The organism is Maribacter halichondriae, from assembly GCF_027474825.1.
Lineage (GTDB): Bacteria > Bacteroidota > Bacteroidia > Flavobacteriales > Flavobacteriaceae > Meishania > Meishania halichondriae.
In genome coordinates, this window is sequence record NZ_CP107030.1 from 269,132 (window position 1) to 287,038 (window position 17,907).

Genomic DNA, 17,907 nt, shown 5'->3' on the forward strand with positions numbered 1-17,907 from the left:
TCATAGATACATAAAATATTATAGGTTTTCTTTGCAAATTATAAGGTGGGAAAAACTAAACTTTTATGAATCCCTTGCATTTGTACTCTGTATATAGTATAATTACCTGAAAAATTGCATGTTATGGAACCTACCCTCTTAAAAGTCATGGTTATCGACGACTCTTCGGTACAAAGAGCGGCTATAGTAAAATTCATTGAAAATCATCCTAATCTTGAATTGACCGGAGAATACCACAATGGTATCAATGCACGAAAGATTTTGATGGAGAACGATACTGATCTTATTTTTCTAGATGTCGAGATGCCCGTCTTGGATGGCTTTCAGCTACTTGAATCATTGGACCATAGGCCTCAAATTATTATTATCACAAGTAATCCTGATCATGCGTTGCAGGCTTTTGATTACAACGTAACAGACTACTTGTTAAAACCCATCGCGAAGGAACGTTTTAACGAATCTGTCAAGAGAGCGATGAACAATCATATCGCCAATCTGGAATCTGGTAGTGAAGGTGAGCATATTTATGTCAACAGTAATCTGAAAAAAGTCAAAGTTTTCATCAATGACGTAAATTGGGTAGAAGGTTTCGGAGATTATGTCAAAATTGTGACGGACGATAAAAATGGTATTTTGGTGCTATCTACAATGAAAAATTTCATCAAAAAACTACCAGAGGATAAATTTCTCAGAATTCACAAATCATATATCGTCAATCTTGAAAAAGTTGAAAAATTTAATACGGCCCTAGTAGAAATAAAGGGTACGCAATTGCCATTAAGTCGCCACAAAAAGGACCAATTGGAAGATGCTTTGGTCAATGGTTGATCACGACTGTGTTTAATGAACTACCTCGAGGCAGAGCCATCAAGGTATCAGCCCCTAAGCGTCGGGAAGACCACTGCGCTACAAGAATCAAGAAACCAGACTTTTCTGTCTTGGCTCCAGGTTCTTGGCCGTTGAATCTTGATGAGGTCATTATCTGAATGCTACACCCGAGGTAGAGCCTCGAAGAATCCTATTGATTAAACGTTTATCAGGCTTAGATTACCTGTGTACCATTACTCGGCCGAACCTCAAAAGGGCTAAGTTCGATACCGAATCTTTTTTTGTAAGCATCTGAAATTTCTTGAACAAAACGCTCAACGGCATCTTCGTGAACAATATTCATCGTGCAGCCGCCAAATCCACCACCCGTCTGTCGTGCTCCTAAAACTTCTATATACTTTTTAGAAAATTCGACCAAAAAATCCGATTCGGCGCAGCTTACTTCGTACCATGTACTGATTCCTTCGTGCGCCTCGTAGAGAAGTTGGCCAACGACCTCAAGATTTCCCTCTTGCAACGCTTTGGCCGCTTGTAATACTCTTGCGTTTTCGTTGATGATAAAATGACATCTTCTATAAACGATATCGGTCATCTTGAGTTTGCACGATTCCAACATTTTTTCGGAAACATCCCGAAGCGATTCAACCGTAGGATATTTCTCTTTTATGATGGCCACCCCCTCTTCACATTCCTTTTTTCTAACATTATATTCACTCGTGGCAAGATTGTGCGATACCCCAGTATTTAACATGATGATTTTATAGGGATGTAGTTTCATTGGGATCAATTGATGTTCCAACGAACGACAATCCAAAAGGATGACATGTCCCGCCTCACTCATCACAGAAGCAAACTGATCCATAATACCACACTGCGTACCTACATAAGTATGTTCCGCAATTTGCGAAAGGGATACCATTTCCATTTTTGAAAGCTTTAGATCAAAAAGCTCGTTAAGACCAAATGCGATTCCGCATTCCAGCGCTGCGGAAGAACTGAGTCCCGAACCTAAAGGTAGGTTGCTTTCCAAAACACAATCGAAACCTCGGACCTTATCCGTCCGTTTTAAGATTTCGTTCAATACGCCTAGAACATAGTTTTCCCATGCTTCTGTACTTACCGAAATTCTTTTTAGGTCAAATTCAAAACCTTTATCAAAGTCTTTACTATAAACACGACATGCAGATGAAGTACTATTTTTTTGAAACTTCAACTCGATTATTTTCTCGATGGCCGTGGGTAGTACATATCCTAGATTATAATCCGTGTGCTCACCTATTAAATTGATCCTACCGGGTGAAGAAATGGTCAAATCAGGCTTAAAACGCTTTAAAAATTCCATGTACCGGCTTATTTCTTGTTCTTTTCCAACATATCGACCGAAGCTACCGTACGAAATCCCAAATGTTCCAAAGAAGAGTCTAGACTCGTTGCCATTCTCGCCGATATGCGATAACTGGCGCAATACGATTCGCTACACAGAAAAGACCCCCTTTCATTACCTTCTCCCGAGCATAGGGATCTCTTTCATTAAACGCACTATTAGCCCCTTGAGGGTTTTTTGGAGTACCGTCCGAACCACTCATTTCGTTATAATAATTAGTGTTGTACCAATCGCTCGTCCATTCCCAAACGTTTCCTGCCATATCATAGAGCCCTATAGTGTTTGGAGGATAAGATTTCACAGGCGCCCGCTCTTCGTAACCATCATTTTTGGTGTTCTCTACCGGGAATTCTCCCTCCCAAGTATTTGCGTTTTTTCCCAAAGCGGTCTTTTCATCTCCCCAGAAAAAAATTGTATTGCTCTTGCCTCCCCGGGCTGCAAGTTCCCATTCTGCCTCGGTAGGCAATCTTCTTCCACTCCATTCACAATAGGCCAAGGCGTCTTCATAAGCAATGTGTACCACGGGATGATTTTCTTTTCCATGGATAGAACTTCCAGGACCATCGGGATGTTTCCAGTTGGCTCCTATCGTCCATTGCCACCATTGTGAAAAATCATATAGATTGGGCACCGAAGTTTTGGTTTTCTTAAAAGTAAGCGATCCAGGCTGCATGATACTGTCATGGGGTTTGGGAGTACCTTCGGGAAGTTGTTTTTTCATTTCTTCCCAATCGATTTCGCGTTCGGCTATGGTAATATATCCCGTCTCGTCAACGAATTTTTTGAATTTTGCGTTGGTCACTTCGGTCGCATCCATAAAGAAACCGTCCACAGCTACTTCAAAGGAAGGCTTTTCATGCCCCATGGCCATTGGGTCTTGTGCAACGGCACCCTGGTAAAGAATAGCCCCTGGTATCCAGACCATATCTTCGGGTGCATCGATATTTTCAGGGATATTCTGTAAAAGTGGACTTTTGTCCTCCACTTCTTCCACTATTTTAGACTCGAATTTATCCGTGGATTCCCCTTTCGATTCTTTTCTGTCTCCGCAACTCCATAGCAACGAAAAAATAACTGCAAAGAATAAATATTTTATGTTCGGTATGAGTAGTTTCATTTGCAAAGTGCTAAGATGTAAAGTTATTTTATATCTTCATAACCCAAAGGAAAAATTATGAAAATCAACAAAACCTTCGCCCTGATACTCATTTTTATCAGCTTTTATGGATGTAAGGAAGAACCCAAAAAAGCCGAACCTCAAGAAGTCACTGTAAAAGAAAATAACCCAGAAGGTAATCGCTCAGGAATTCTTCCTGAAGACTTTGAAGACGCAATACATGGCGACGGAGTTTCTCTGTATACCCTCCAAAACAAGAACGGGCTTGAGGCTTCGTTCACTAATTTTGGGCAACATTTGGTATCGTTAATGGTGCCGGATAAAAACGGGGATTTTAAAGATGTCGTTCTCGGTTTCTCGAATCTTGATGGTTACCAACAACCTGGTGGTAAGTATTATGGTTCGATTATAGGAAGATACGGAAACCGCATTGCAAAAGGGAAATTCGTACTTGACGGAACAACCTATACCCTAGTTAAAAATAATGGTGAAAACCATTTACATGGGGGCGACACCGGTTTTGATTCCGTAGTTTGGGAAGTGGATTCTGTGGCCCAAAACTACATTTCGTTCAGTAGAATCTCCCCTGATATGGATGAAGGCTATCCTGGAAATCTAGAGGTACAGGTCTCTTATCTCCTAACTGACGACAATGCGCTAAAAATCGAGTATCACGCGACCACGGATAAAAAGACCCATGTTAACCTGACCAACCATTCTTTTTTTAATCTTAAGGGCTATGGAGAAGGCACCGTACATGACCACGTACTTGAAATAAATGCGGATCATATCAATGCTGTCGATGAAGGTTTAATTCCCGTTGGAAAACCCATGCCCGTTGAAAATACACCCTTCGACTATAGGTCGCCCAAACCCATCGGACAGGATATCGACGCCGACCATCCGCAATTAAAAATCACTGGTGGACTTGATCATAACTATATTTTAAATGAATCACCAAAAAACGAACAGGGACTCGTTTTTGCAGCCCGGGTAACCGAGCCAAAAAGTGGTCGTGTGATGGAAGTCTTTACCAGCGAGCCCGGCGCACAGATCATACCAGTAATTTTTCAAACGGCTCGACCGTGGGTAAAGACGATAAACCTTTTATATTCAGAGGTGCGATTTGTTTGGAGACCCAGCACTTTCCCGATTCGCCAAATCGACCGGATTTTCCTAGTACGGTGCTGGAGCCGGGAGCGGAATATCGTTCTTCCACGGTTTATAAATTTGATATTAAGTAGTAATTATTTACAAGTCAGGGCCTTCATGGTAATCAAGTATAAATGTTTGCAATGATTGATAATTTTATAATCCGTCAAAAATCAAAAAAATACCAATGGTCCGGAGATTGTTTTTTATCCATAAAGTCTTTCTATGGAGGTCAAGCAGATTATCTAGTAAATCAGCGTGAATATCAAGTTGGCAACACTAACTTTCTTATTCTTAACGAATGCACCAAATACCGCTTAACAATTGATAACCCTAAAGAAACTGAATCTTTTTGCGTGTTTTTCTCACCTGACTTTGTTTCGGAGGTAGTTTCCAGTTTAAATTCTACGGATGAAAAATTACTTGACTTCAATAAAAAACGCCAAGAGGGAATCAGACTATTTGAAAGAAATTATCATCTTAGCGGCAAAGTCTCCGAACTGCTCAAAATCGGTAGAAATAAATTCCATTTTGGAATGGACGAACTTGAAAAAGATGAATTTTATCATCAATTATTGAATGCGATATTTCAACAGAATAACAATACTTTGATCGAGACCGAGCGACTAACATCAAAAAAGAAATCTACTCGCGAAGAGATTTATCAAAGGGTTCTTTTCGTTAAGGATTTTATAGACTGCAATTATCATAAAAACTTAAGGCTAAAAGAATTGGCAAATGTTGGTCTATTATCAGAGAACCATTTACTACGGAATTTTAATCAAATTTTTGGTATCACGCCATTCCAGCATATTTCAAAAAAAGAATTCAAGAAGCCAGACGGCAAATATTGGAAACTGACAAAACCATAAAAGAGATTGCTTTGGATGTTGGTTATTCAAGTTTTGGGAATTTCAGCAATTACTTTAAAATTGTTGTAGGTCAATCTCCAAGCGCATTGCGAAAAAGTGATATATAGTAATTCGATCAATACCTAAATGATTTCCTTTGCGGAAAAGACATCGTAATGAAAACTATAATAACCTTATTTTTCTACACAGTGATAGGTCTAACATCTAAAACTACTAATATGATTGAATTGCTTAAAATGCACATTCAAAACAAAGAGGTTGAAAAAATTATATCATTTATTGAAGAAAACCCTGATGTATTGAATATAAAGGATGAAAGTGGAAGTTCAGGTTTGATGATAATCGCTTATAGTGGGCTTGAAAAAGCATTTGAGCGAGCTATTGACTTAAAGAAAGGATTTTCATTTCACGAAGCTATTGTATGCGGTAAAATCAATATAGTTAACGACTATTTGGATAAACCTGATTTTGATTTAATGAACACTTATTCGGAAGATGGTTTCTCTCCTTTATCATTAGCAGGTTTTTTCAATCGAAATGAAATCGCAAAATCTTTGATTGAATTAGGAGCTGATCCAAATTTATCGGCTACAAACCCATCAAAAGTAAACGCTTTGCATTCTGCAATAGCAAAAGAAAATTTTGAACTTTGTAAGTTATTAATCGAAAACGGAGCAAATGTAAATGCAGAACAAATGCAAAATGTAACAGCTCTACATTCTGCAGTTCACAGAGGTAACCTGGACCTTACAAAACTTCTGATTGAAAATAACGCTTCAATCTCATTAAAAATGGACAATGGAGACACGGCATTGATGATTGCCAATCGCGAGGGACATAAGGAAATAGCGAAGTACCTTTTAGAAAATCATAACTGAAAAGTATCTGCATAAAATCTGCTCCGTCAAAATTATTACATCAATCGCCGATCAATCGCCCAACAATCCATTCTCAATAAGTGGAATCCGAAACCGCTCTTCCTCAGCATTGGTATGTTGTTCAGCGAAAATGCGGGCGGCTTTTTCAATAATATCAGGGTGTGCCTCGGCCACATTTTTCATTTCAGTTGGATCATCTTTTAAATTATAAAGTTCTAATGTTGGTTCATTTTTTTCATCCTTAAGATGTTGCCGTACCACCTTCCAATCACCCATTCGAATGGCCACCTGTCCTCCATATTCTGGGAATTCCCAATACATAAAATCATGCTTCGATTGGTTTTCTTCTGCCAACAATGTTGGCAGCAGGCTGATGCCATCAGTTCCTACAGGCTTTTCATATCCGGCAATGTCCCCAAACGTGGCCATCAGATCATAATGTGCTGAAATATGGTCGCTGGTACTTCCTGCTTTAATTTTTCCGGGCCATGAAGCGATCATGGGCACCCGAATACCTCCCTCGTATACAAAACCTTTTCCTCGTCCATATTCTCCTTGAAACGGTTTGGCACTTTCAAAAAATTCAGGATCTGCCCCACCGGCATAACTAGGGCCGTTATCCGAAGTAAAAATAATCAGGGTATTTTTATAAATGCCCTCATCCTTTAGTTGTTGTACAAGCTTACCGATATTTTCATCCAGATAAGAAACCATGGCCGCATAGGCCGCTCGGGGAGTTTGATTCGGAAAATAAGAGCGCTCGCCCTGATAGGGTTCTTCTTCCCCAAATTTATCGATATAGTAATCCACCCACTTTTTTGGGGCCTGAAGGGCGACATGGGGTATCGGGGTAGCCCAATACAAAAAGAAAGGGTTGGTACTATTTTGATCAACAAAGTTGCTCACCTCTTGGAACATCAAATCCGGTGCATAATCCTTTAGATTATAGGCCGCATAGCTTTTAGGATCATTCGGATCCGCCCCCTTGGGTAATTTTGTATTAGGGGCGACCGTATCGTTTGCCAAATGCACGCGATTTCTATTCTTGTAAAGATGTAATGGATAATAGGTATGTGCCTGACGTTGACAATTATAACCATAGAAAAAATCAAAGCCCATGTCATTGGGGACGGATTTTGTGTGCGGGGCGCCTAGGCCCCATTTTCCGACGAGACCTGTGGTATAGCCTACTTCTTGCAGCCTGTGTCCGAGCGTGACCGTATTCGAGGGAATGGGCTTTTGGCCTTCTAGTGTAGAATCCTTGGCCATGGCGATATAATTCCAGACATCGCCGCGTTCTTTCCATTCGTGATTTCCCCTAATATAGGCATGACCCGCATGCTTTCCGGTCAAGAACATATATCGTGCCGGGGCACATACAGGGGCACTGGTATAATGTTGTGTGAAGAGCATACCTTCTTTTGCGAGCGCATCGATATTAGGAGTTTCTATCTTCTTCTGACCGTAGGCGCCGACTTCGGCATAACCAAGATCATCGGCTAGAATGTAGATGATGTTGGGTTTTTGCGGTTCTTGGACCACCTCTTCTTTTTTCTTTTCGTTTTTACAGGAAAAAATAAGCATCCCTACGAAAAGCAGGGATGCCATTGATTTAATTAGTTGCATAAAACTTTATGGTTTTAAAGTACGACCGTTTTTCCGGGCGTAGGAATTTCATACCATCCATCGGCATTGGGTTGTACAGGTGCTTTTGAATCCCAAGTCAGATTATCTGGAACCAATGCCAAATCGGATTTCATGGCTTCGTCCCATGTGACGACTTTGCCAGAATAAGTGGCCATCCTTCCTAAAATAGCGGTCATGGTACTTTTGGCACCGTTTTCACCGTTTGCGATGACCCCACCATTCCGGATAGATTCGAATAATTTTATATGCTCGACTTGATACGGGTTTGGATCATCTTTACCTCTATGTTCAAAGACGGTATTCCCACTATAATCCTTCAAAGTGGCATTATCGCCTTCGGTTGATACTGTACCTTTTGTTCCCTGAAAAACTCGGATACCCTGCTCATGGTCTCCGGTTGATGTCGGCATTGGCTTGCAATCACGGCACCACTGGGATACGTGAACTCTACAAAGTGATGATCGAATATCTCTCCGTGATCTTTACCGGTACGTACTTGACGGCCTCCCATTCCCTGTGCTGATACGGGATATTCCCCGATAAACCAGTTGGCCACATCGATATTATGAATATGCTGTTCCAATATATGGTCTCCGCATAACCAGTTGAAATAGTACCAGTTACGCATTTGATACTCCAATTCCGATTGACCAGGCTGACGCTCACGCACCCAGACCCCGCCACTGTTCCAATATACCTGACCCGAAACGATCTTGCCAATGGCATCTTTTTTCAATTGATCTATGGCCGCTAAATAATTGTCTTGATAATGACGCTGTAATCCTACAACTACATTTAGTTTATTTGCCTTTGCCTTTTCGGCAGCGGCCAAAACCTTACGAACACCGGGAATATCCGTGGCCACTGGTTTTTCCATAAAAACGTGCTTACCATTGTTTATGGCATATTCAAAGTGCTGTGGTCGAAATCCAGGTGGCGTGGCCAAAATAACTACATCGGCCAGATCCATCGCTTTTTGGGCCGCATCGAAACCCACGAACTGATGTTCGTCCTTCACATTAATCTTACCTTTCGCCATGTCGCCCATCTCTTTCGAGATATTGGCGAGGCTTCCTTTGAGACGGTCTTCAAAGGCATCGGCCATGGCCACAAGTTCTACATTTCCATCCGCCCGTAAGGCTTGAACGGCAGCTCCGGTGCCTCTTCCCCCACATCCGACCAAGGCAATTTTCAATTTTTTATCATTAAAAACATTGAACATGGCGTTCATCTCAAATGAAGGCAATACGGCCGCCCCCGAAAGCAGGGCAGTTTTCTTTACAAAACTTCTACGTGAGTTTTTTGAACCCGTAACAGGATTCATCTTTTTTTCATTTTCCATTATTTCGAATTTATTTCTCTAGTTGCTATTGTACTACTATAGGCTACCGTGAATATAAGAATAATATCATTTTATTCTTAATAAACAATAGAATTTGTAACCTAAATAGCTCGTAATGTCATATATACATCTTTTTTTAACTATAAGGACAACGTACTAAAGGAAACCATGATGTAAAGCACAATTAAAACCACTGCTACCGAAGCAACGATGTCCCAGATGTTGTAACTTGATTTGTTGGCGGCCTTCTGCTCGGCGCTTACGGTACCAAAAGTCAGTCCCGCCAATTGGGCCTGGGAGGGTGCCGGATAGAACATGCTCACTATAACCGCTATGGCCACACAAATAGCAAAAAAGTAGGCTCCAAAAACCAACCAATTGATATCGGCGATATTGAATAGAAAACTTCCTTCGGAAAAACTCGATTTTAATATTTCAAGCGTCAATTTGGAAAACCCGATGATAAATCCACCGATCAAGGTGGCTATGGCTCCATTGGAATTTATCCTTTTATAAAATATACCCAAGAGGAAAACGGCAGCTATCGGAGGAGAAATGTAGGCCTGTACATTTTGAAGGTATTCGTACAATCCATCGGACAAGCGGGAAATAATCGGAATCCAAAGCAACCCCAATCCGACCACAAAAAAAGTGGCGATGCGACCTGTTCTCACTAACTGTTCTTCAGGTTTGTTCGGCTTCAATTTTTTATAAATATCCAACGTAAACAAAGTAGAACAAGAATTGAAAACCGATGCCAACGAACTCATCAGCGCGGCCAAGAGTCCCGCCGCCACCAATCCCCGAAGTCCCGATGGAAGTAGATTGCTCATCAAAACGGGAAATGCCTCGTCTGGACTGTCCCAATCCAGTTTTCCCTGCATTTTCAAACCCAAGGCAATAACGCCAGGAACGAGAAAAAGAAATACCGGCATCAACTTTAATAGAGCTCCGAAAATACTCCCCCTTCTTCCCTCTTTTATATTTTTGGCGGTCAACACCCGTTGTACAATGACCTGATCGGTACACCAGTACCAGATTCCAACAATCGTACTCGTAATAAAAAGTGGCAACCAAGGATAATCAGGATCCGAATTCGGCCGCCACATATTAAAATAATTCGGGCCAATGGTTTCCTTTAATTCGCCCCAGCCTCCTACCGCATCTAACCCAATAAAAGTCAATACTCCTGCTCCCAGCACCAAAATAATGGCTTGAATCGTTTCGGTATAGACTACGGCACGCATTCCTCCCAAAACAGTGTATAATCCTGTAAGTACTACAGTTGCAACCGCACCAATCCAAAAAGGAATCCCTAATAAAGCTGAAACAACTACTCCACCGGCATAGATCGTTACGGAAACTTTGGTCAAAATATAGGCAATCAAAGAAACTACGGAAAGTACCCAACGTGAACGGGCATCAAATCTTTTTTCAAGAAATTCCGGCATCGTAAAAACACCACTTCGGGCATAGAAAGGTAAGAATACCCAACCGAGCATCAATACGATCCAGGCGTGCAGCTCATAAATCAATAACGGCATTTTATCACCAGCTCCATTTCCGGCTAGGCCAACAACGTGTTCCGAACCGATATTGGAAGCGAAAATGGAAGCACCTACCATGAACCAGCCAATATTCCTTCCTGCCAAAAAATAATCTTCGGTGTTTTTTTGTTTTTGCCTAATGACCCACCAGGCCACGCCCAATAAAATCAGAAAGTAGGCAATGATGACTACCCAGTCTAGTGTATCAAGTCCTTTCATAGTTTAACTGGTTGGTTTTAAATTTCAATTCGCCTGCTACATGTCCACACTCTTCGATATGCCCATGGCCAATCCCCGAATCTCGGCTAGGCCTTTAAGACGACCAATGGCCGTATACCCAGAATAGGCATTTTTGGTGTCGAGGTCATACAATATCTGATGTCCATGGTCGGGCCGCATCGGCAATTGCATACCTCTCGCCTTTTCAATTTCCAAAACTGCCTTAACGATTTCGTACATGTCGGAAGACCCTTCTAAATGATGGTCTTCATAAAAACTTCCATCGGTCTCACGTCTAACATTTCGCAGATGGAGAAAATGGATACGGTCCGAAAATTTTCGAATCATCTTAGGTAAGTCATTGTCTGCATTCGCGCCGAGGGATCCCGTACAAAAGGTAATTCCGTTAGCGGGACTATCCACAAAATTGACCAGATCATCCAGATCGGCCTCCGATTTTATGATTCTGGGAAGGCCCATAATATCAAAAGGAGGGTCATCGGGGTGAATCGCCATCTTTATTCCGTTTTCTTCGGCCACTGGAATGACCTCGTTTAAAAAATAGGAGAGATTCGCCTTCAGGTCAGCATGTGTAACGCCTTCGTACTGCGCAATCATTTCCTGAAATACCGGTATCGTCAAATTATCAACGGTACCGGGCAGGCCCATCAAAACATTATCTTGTAATTGTCGCCTTTCGGAGTCACTCATTTGAGAAAAATGCTCGTCGGCCCGTTGCAAGATTTCTGCTGAATAATCGCTATCCGCATTTTTGCGTTTTAAAAGATGACATTCGAAAATGGCCATATCGACCTTATCAAAACGTAATGCGGTACCTCCACTTTCAAGTGGCCAATGTAGATGTGTGCGGGTCCAGTCCAACACGGGCATAAAATTATAGCACACATTCTTGATTCCGCATTCGGCGACATTTCTCAGACTGGTCTTATAATTTTCAATCCGCTGCGTGTAATCGTTTTTCCGCAGTTTTATATTTTCATGGATGGGAATGCTCTCAATAAACGTCCATTCTAAACCATTCGCCTCGATTTCGCTTTTAGTCTTTTTGATTTCCGCTATGGGCCAAACTTCCCCGTTCGGAATATGATGTAAAGCCGTTACAACACCAGTTGCACCTGTTTGCTTGATATAAGGCAAGGTCACCGTATCTGTATTTCCGAACCATCTAAAGGTTTCCTTCATATTTTCAATGCTATCAATGCGAAGCTCGCAGCTTACTAGATTACAAAATTAACCGCACCGTCCCAAATTTTCTTTTCACACTAAATTTAAACCTAAAACTTTGTTATATTCATCATCATTTGAAAAAAGAATACCTCATTTAATCCATACTTTATGAAAAAGCATTGCCTTGCCTGCGATTTAAAAAACGACCCAGAACTTATAGCGGCTTATGAGGAATATCATAGAGACGTTTGGCCCGAGGTATTTAATAGTCTCGGGGATTCGGGCATTACTCACATGGACATCTATCGTATCGAAAATCGCTTGTTCATGATCATAGAAACGGATGACGAATTTTCCTTTGAGAAAAAAGCACAAATGGACGAAAACAACGAGAAAGTACAAGAGTGGGAAATTCTGATGTGGAACTATCAACAGGCACTACCATGGGCCAAACCGGGAGAAAAATGGCTGCCTATGGAAAAAATATTCGAGTATGACAAAGGATAATTTATTCCATCGGGTGGTCCTTTAACAGCTCTTCAGGGGTGTAAAACCCTTGTTTGTCCTTTGTTTCCTCCCTCACTTTTTTGACCATTTCTGGAGTAATCGCGGAGGCTTTGTTGTCGAATGTATTTCGCACGAAAGTCAGTACACCGGCCATTTCATGGTCGTTCAACATACCTCCATAGGGCGTCATCGGTACTTGACCCGGATAGGTTTTTCCCATTAATTCCAATTGTCCCATAATGCCGTGCAAGGTCAATTTAATGAGTCGGTCTGTACTACCTGTTACCCATGGCGATTTGGCCAAAGGCGGAAATTGCGAAGCACTTAAACCTTTACCGTCCGATTGATGACAGGTTATACAAAATCCTTCCCGTTTGTAGATTTCCTCACCCATAACGAAGAGTTCTTTTTCGGCACCTTCTAAATCAGTCTTGGTCCCCTTTGTTTCGGGATCTTGACCTACATTCACATCATGAATATGCGCTACAGCAGCTTCGTAGGGTTTTTCCATCCAGTTATCCAATGGCATTTTTCCCGCGGTTTCAATAATCGGCAATCCAACATCTTTGTCCAACCAAGAAGCTGCAACAAAAGCCTCTAATCGCACCCTTGGGTTATCGTCCTTGGCAGCGATCATCAACAAGTCGGCTTGATTTTGAATTTGATGGCCCGAATACCTCAAAACTTTGACCGCCGCGGCCCTTGCCCTGAAATCCTTAGCGTTCAGCATTTGATTCAATAAATCGGCATCCACTTTATCGAGACCCCAGGTAACCCAAAGTGCTTCGAGTACATGATGCTCATATCTCAGGTCATTTTTGTCCAAACCACTAACCCAATCTTTTATGGCCGACAACACTTCTTTTGAATCACGACCTCGTAATTCCCTTTTCGTTCGGTATCGTGTTCTGAATTCAGGCAGCTTTAAGTTATCAAGTAGTTCTTCGATAGTGGCACCCGCCACTTTTGCAGGTTCAACCAAAGGTCGTGAAGGATAGGTAATACGATATATTCTACCGTGCACATGGTCGCGTAAGGGGTCTCGGGCATTATGCTGCATGTGCCCGACGAGTACATTATGCCAATCGATTAAATATAAAGAACCATCTGGAGCGAACTCCATGTCTACAGGACGGAAATTCGTATCCGTAGAGGTGACCAAATCTTGCCGATGACGACTCAAAAATCCCGAACTATCGGCGTCGTCTATCATGGTGTGCTGTTTCGTTCCTAGAAATCCGATAGTATTGTTAATAATCAAATCACCTTGTACCTCATCCGGGAAATGGCGGCTCGAAATAAATTCGAGCCCTGAGGTGGGTCGCACACGATGCTCATCTTGTATCAAATTCTTCGGTAGTGGATTTGCTTGTCCGTATCTGGATTCAATAGTGCCAGGAGTCATCCATGTCATATCCGGACCTGAAGTATGAGCAAAAAATGGTTGCCCCCAGTCGTCAAAGGCTATTCCCCAAGGGTTTGGAATCGGCAGTTGCGCTGTTCTTTCCAAACGATGACGTTGCGGGCTGAACCGATAAAAACCTCCGTTGGTCGCCCGAACCGGCCCATAAGCGGTTTCAACATTAGTATGAAGAAATACACCTTCTCCCATATAAATGGCACCTGATGGGTCAGCCGCAAATGCTCCCGCAGTATGGTGGGTATCATGATCGTCGAATCCGCTTAAAATAATTTCTTTTTCATCGGCTTTGTCATCACCATCAGTATCTTTTAAGAGTACCAAATTAGTTCCTTGGGAGACATAAACACCCTCTGGGGCAAACTCAAAACCGATGGTTAAGTTTAAATCATCGACAAAAGTTGTTTGCTTGTCGGCCTTACCGTCATTGTCGGTATCCTCAAGAATAATCAGTTTGTCCTGTGGCTTTTCGTCACCCGGTTTGTAATGCGGATAACTGGGCATAACCCCTACCCAAAGCCTTCCTTTGTTATCAAATGATAGTTGCACAGGGTTTGCCAAATCTGGAAATTCCTTCTCGAAAGCAAAAAGTTCGATTTTGTATCCTTTGGCGACTTTAATTGAATTTAAAGCATCCTCCCCATATTTATAACCTTCCTCAACATTGCCCATACCCGGGTCGTAATTCGACTTTACCGGCGGGAGCTTTTCGGTTTTCGCATCGGCAGCTACTATATCAAAAGTTCCGCCTTTTGCGACTTCCCAAATGGCACTATCACGAATAGCGGTCATTTGATTAATCTTCTCTTTTTCAAACGGATAATTGGCCGGACCGAAAGGGTCATAACGTCGACCCCATGCATGTACTCCATTCGGGAGTTTTATCTCATTATGCCAAAACCAATTCTTCTCCATCACAGCCTCATGGACCAAATCACGATTCGTAGCTGCTTTTGCAGGTACTACTCCAAAAACTTCATCCGCTAAAAGTTTGGCGAATTTTTGATACCCGTTATCATTGAGCTGAAACCCATCTGCTGTAATATGGCTTACCTCGGTCGCCATCCATGCTGTAGTCGGTGTGAAAGCATCCACAAAAGGAACACTATCTTTTGCCGCTACCTCACGCATAGCCTCGGTATATCGTTTCAAATTTTTATTTTCCTCTACGCCGCTTGGCAAATCCATTTTTGAGGAAAGATCTTCAAAGGCTATTGGCGAAACCAGCGCCAATTGAGGTGCCTTTTCGCTATTGTACTTTTGACTTTTGGTATGTACAATAAATGCATGTAGTTCGTCCTTGAAATTCTGTAATCCTGCTTCGCCTTCGAACGATTCATTGTATCCAAAAAAGCCAAGACTACATCGGCCTCCAAATTGGTCAGCCACTCATCTTCCGTTGGAAAAAAACCGATACTTCCCGATTTATTCCCCAATGCATTCTTATAAAATTTATCTGCCCCCGGGAATGCCCAAGGCTCTTTTCTCGAGGAATGTGGTCGAAACCCGGGAGTATTGCCAGGATCCGCCATATTTCGAATAAATAGTGAACTATCCGGATAGCGCAATTGCATCTCGGTCTCAAAATGGCCGAAATTCAGCATTCGCGATGCTAAATTATTTCCGATTAGCACGATATGGTCGTTTTTATGTACTGGTATGGCTCCCTCCTTTTTGTCGGTGCAACCAACCAAAATCAGAGTTAATAAAACGAAAAACCCAATAATCCTTATTAAACTTCGAAGCATAATGTTGGTGTATTTATTCTTTATAATTGCACATGAATTCCATTCTTTACGGATAATTCACAGGCCTCGATAATCTTCTGACAAGTAATCGCATCATGTAAACTTGACAGTGGCTGTTCATCTTTTCGAACCACTTGATCAATAAAATGCGTCGCCGTGTTTTTTATAGATTCAGGATAGTTCTGATAGGTCTGTGAATGTGCTCCGTTTCTGTCATTAATGACAAAATCACGATAGCTGTAGCGTGTGCTACCTTTGGTTCCTATAACCTTTATGATGCAAGTCCATGGATCTCCGGCATGATCATCGTTTGCAAAACTGGCACAAAGGTGACTTAGCGTTCCATTTTTCATTTGAATGTTCGCCATGGCCACATTTTCTTGGGGCGCAATAGTATCATCAACGGTATTCATTATACAGGAAACTGTTTTTGGTTCGCCCGCCAAATACAACATGGTATAACTGTGGTGCGTCAAAATCTGACGAATTACACCGGGATAACGTGCTCGTATTTCATCTGCATGATGAATATTATACATCATATAGAACTGTACAATATTACCAAGCTTTCCATCTTCAATCATGGCTTTCGCACGTTCAATGCCAGGTTCGTAAATATAATTGTGTACGGGCATACATTTTACCCCGGCCTTTTCTATGGCCGTTTGCATTTGTTCCAATTCAGCAATGCTTGAAGCTGCTGGTTTTTCCACCAAAATGTGCTTTCCTGCCTCAGCAGCCTTGATGGTATATTCACAATGTGTTTCCATATTGGTCAATACGAAAACTGCATCAATGTTTGGGTCGGCTAAAAGTGAGTCAACCGAGTCGTAGGTTTTACAACCGAATTGTTCCGCTTTAACCTTCCCCTTTTCGGGAGTGCGGTTCCATAGTCCGATTAACTCGGCACCTTCTAAATCGTTTATAGCTTCTGCGTGCAGATTGGCAATATCGCCTGCTCCTATGAATCCGATTCCTATAGTGTTCATGAGGCTGGTTTTGAATATTCTAATGTTCCTTTTTCGGCCATGGCCTTAAATTCTAACAATGATTTTCGAATGCCCTCAGAAATAGTGGTTAATGGAAGGTTTGAAAAGGTACTCGCAATTTTCGTATGGTCCAAATCACAGACAAAAAGGTTAGGGGGAGCGTTGTTTGTAATCGACAAAGATGCGAAATTGCCCATTCCCAGTTTTTCTGCTTCGTAGGCCGCTAACTCTAAAAATGATTTTATAGGAATGGTTTCTCCTTGAATATTGAATGCCCCAAAACCTTCGAAACTTTGTATAGTGACCGCTGCGAATTGGGCACCGACATCCTCTACAAAATGATAGTTCTCCCGACCTTGGTAAGGCATTTCAAAAGGCATTACTTCTCCCGAAACCGCTCCCATCGTTATTGCTTTTAAAGCATTCGTTGGAGCAGATGTTTTTCCTTTGTCCCGCCCTTTTCCGTAGGTCGTATTGATTCGCAAACAAACCGTTGAAACCTTCGTATTGTCATAAAACAAACGCGCCAAATGTTCTCCGGCCAATTTCCAAATTCCATAATGATTGGGCGGAGCCAATGGTACCTCTTCAGAAATGATTTCCTGCGAATACATGGAACGCATTCCATAGATCGCCGCGGAACTGGCGAATACAAAGCGTTTTAAATTCGGTAGCTTTTCAGCGGCATCGAATAGGGCCATAGAACCACCTGTATTTATTTCCATTCCACCAATATGGTCGCGTGAGCAATCAGGACTTTGATAGGCGCCCAAGTGGATGATGTGTGTTGGATTTACTTCGAGCAACACCTGTTCAATTTCAGAATAGTTTGAAACATCCAAAGTCACAAATTCTAAACGTGGGTCTAAGTCTTCACCTAACCATAGTTTTAAGGGGGCTGTATTATTGGAGCGGGAAGCGACCACTATTTTACCGACTTCTTCGGATTGTAATAGTTTATAAATAGTAACGGAACCGATACATCCTGTTCCGCCTGTAATGAATATTTTGTTCATTAAATTATGTTTAAACAAGGAAAAACATCCCCCTAGCACCCTTCAAAGGGGGA

At 41.9% G+C, this 17,907-nt stretch carries 16 protein-coding genes; 6 read left to right on the forward strand and 10 right to left on the reverse strand.

The window, feature by feature from the left end; all coding sequences use genetic code 11:
* Positions 1 to 123 precede the first annotated feature (123 nt).
* Positions 124 to 828, forward strand: a complete 705-nt coding sequence (locus N8A86_RS01260) for a LytR/AlgR family response regulator transcription factor (protein WP_273567417.1) — start codon at positions 124 to 126, stop codon at positions 826 to 828.
* Positions 829 to 1,042: 214 nt separating this feature from the next.
* Here the strand turns inward: N8A86_RS01260 and galK are convergent, their stop codons facing one another.
* Positions 1,043 to 2,170 (reverse strand): galactokinase, encoded by a 1,128-nt coding sequence (galK, locus tag N8A86_RS01265; protein ID WP_273567418.1) that lies wholly within the window; start codon positions 2,168 to 2,170, stop codon positions 1,043 to 1,045.
* A 79-nt stretch (positions 2,171 to 2,249) separates the two neighbouring features.
* Positions 2,250 to 3,329, reverse strand: coding sequence for a formylglycine-generating enzyme family protein (locus N8A86_RS01270; RefSeq protein ID WP_337251713.1), 1,080 nt, complete (start codon positions 3,327 to 3,329; stop codon positions 2,250 to 2,252).
* Between the two features lie 57 nt (positions 3,330 to 3,386).
* On the opposite strand from N8A86_RS01270, the gene N8A86_RS01275 reads away from it, so the two are divergent.
* The 4 genes from N8A86_RS01275 (at position 3,387) to N8A86_RS01290 (ending at position 6,231) form a co-directional block, all read left to right on the forward strand.
* Positions 3,387 to 4,628: an aldose epimerase family protein gene (locus tag N8A86_RS01275; RefSeq protein WP_430682174.1), complete on the forward strand. Its 1,242-nt coding sequence runs from the start codon at positions 3,387 to 3,389 to the stop codon at positions 4,626 to 4,628.
* A complete protein-coding gene (locus N8A86_RS01285) occupies positions 4,625 to 5,353 on the forward strand; it encodes a hypothetical protein (RefSeq protein ID WP_273567419.1) in 729 nt (242 codons plus the stop codon). Before N8A86_RS01275 ends, N8A86_RS01285 begins: the two co-directional genes overlap by 4 nt.
* Positions 5,332 to 5,460 (forward strand): helix-turn-helix domain-containing protein, encoded by a 129-nt coding sequence (locus tag N8A86_RS21935; RefSeq protein WP_430682175.1) that lies wholly within the window; start codon positions 5,332 to 5,334, stop codon positions 5,458 to 5,460. The genes N8A86_RS01285 and N8A86_RS21935 overlap by 22 nt, the downstream gene beginning before the upstream one ends.
* Before the next feature lie 111 nt (positions 5,461 to 5,571).
* Positions 5,572 to 6,231, forward strand: coding sequence for an ankyrin repeat domain-containing protein (locus N8A86_RS01290; RefSeq protein ID WP_273567420.1), 660 nt, complete (start codon positions 5,572 to 5,574; stop codon positions 6,229 to 6,231).
* A gap of 51 nt (positions 6,232 to 6,282) precedes the next feature.
* Here N8A86_RS01290 and N8A86_RS01295 read toward each other — a convergent pair whose 3' ends face one another.
* From N8A86_RS01295 to uxuA, 5 genes are all read right to left on the reverse strand, one after another.
* Positions 6,283 to 7,857, reverse strand: coding sequence for an arylsulfatase (locus tag N8A86_RS01295; protein WP_273567421.1), 1,575 nt, complete (start codon positions 7,855 to 7,857; stop codon positions 6,283 to 6,285).
* 14 nt (positions 7,858 to 7,871) lie between these two features.
* The gene (locus N8A86_RS01300; protein ID WP_273567422.1) at positions 7,872 to 8,198 is read right to left on the reverse strand and encodes a hypothetical protein; all 327 of its coding nucleotides are present in this window, start codon (positions 8,196 to 8,198) and stop codon (positions 7,872 to 7,874) included.
* The gene (locus N8A86_RS01305) at positions 8,195 to 9,220 is read right to left on the reverse strand and encodes a Gfo/Idh/MocA family protein (RefSeq protein WP_273567423.1); all 1,026 of its coding nucleotides are present in this window, start codon (positions 9,218 to 9,220) and stop codon (positions 8,195 to 8,197) included. Before N8A86_RS01305 ends, N8A86_RS01300 begins: the two co-directional genes overlap by 4 nt.
* Before the next feature lie 140 nt (positions 9,221 to 9,360).
* Complete coding sequence (locus tag N8A86_RS01310; protein ID WP_273567424.1) at positions 9,361 to 10,986, reverse strand: sodium:solute symporter; 1,626 nt, start codon at positions 10,984 to 10,986, stop codon at positions 9,361 to 9,363.
* A 36-nt stretch (positions 10,987 to 11,022) separates the two neighbouring features.
* Positions 11,023 to 12,189: a mannonate dehydratase gene (gene uxuA, locus N8A86_RS01315; RefSeq protein WP_273567425.1), complete on the reverse strand. Its 1,167-nt coding sequence runs from the start codon at positions 12,187 to 12,189 to the stop codon at positions 11,023 to 11,025.
* A gap of 153 nt (positions 12,190 to 12,342) precedes the next feature.
* Between uxuA and N8A86_RS01320 the strand changes: the two genes are divergently transcribed.
* Positions 12,343 to 12,681 carry an L-rhamnose mutarotase gene (locus N8A86_RS01320; protein WP_273567426.1) on the forward strand — a complete coding sequence of 113 codons (339 nt, stop codon included), beginning with the start codon at positions 12,343 to 12,345 and terminating at the stop codon, positions 12,679 to 12,681.
* Between the two features lies 1 nt (position 12,682).
* Here the strand turns inward: N8A86_RS01320 and N8A86_RS01325 are convergent, their stop codons facing one another.
* The 3 genes from N8A86_RS01325 to N8A86_RS01335 all read right to left on the reverse strand — a co-directional run bounded on the left by N8A86_RS01325 (position 12,683) and on the right by N8A86_RS01335 (position 17,854).
* Positions 12,683 to 15,490: a PVC-type heme-binding CxxCH protein gene (locus N8A86_RS01325; protein ID WP_273567427.1), complete on the reverse strand. Its 2,808-nt coding sequence runs from the start codon at positions 15,488 to 15,490 to the stop codon at positions 12,683 to 12,685.
* Positions 15,491 to 15,869: 379 nt separating this feature from the next.
* Positions 15,870 to 16,838, reverse strand: a complete 969-nt coding sequence (locus tag N8A86_RS01330) for a Gfo/Idh/MocA family protein (protein ID WP_273567428.1) — start codon at positions 16,836 to 16,838, stop codon at positions 15,870 to 15,872.
* A complete protein-coding gene (locus N8A86_RS01335) occupies positions 16,835 to 17,854 on the reverse strand; it encodes an NAD-dependent epimerase/dehydratase family protein (protein ID WP_273567429.1) in 1,020 nt (339 codons plus the stop codon). Before N8A86_RS01335 ends, N8A86_RS01330 begins: the two co-directional genes overlap by 4 nt.
* Between the last annotated feature and the right edge of the window lie 53 nt (positions 17,855 to 17,907).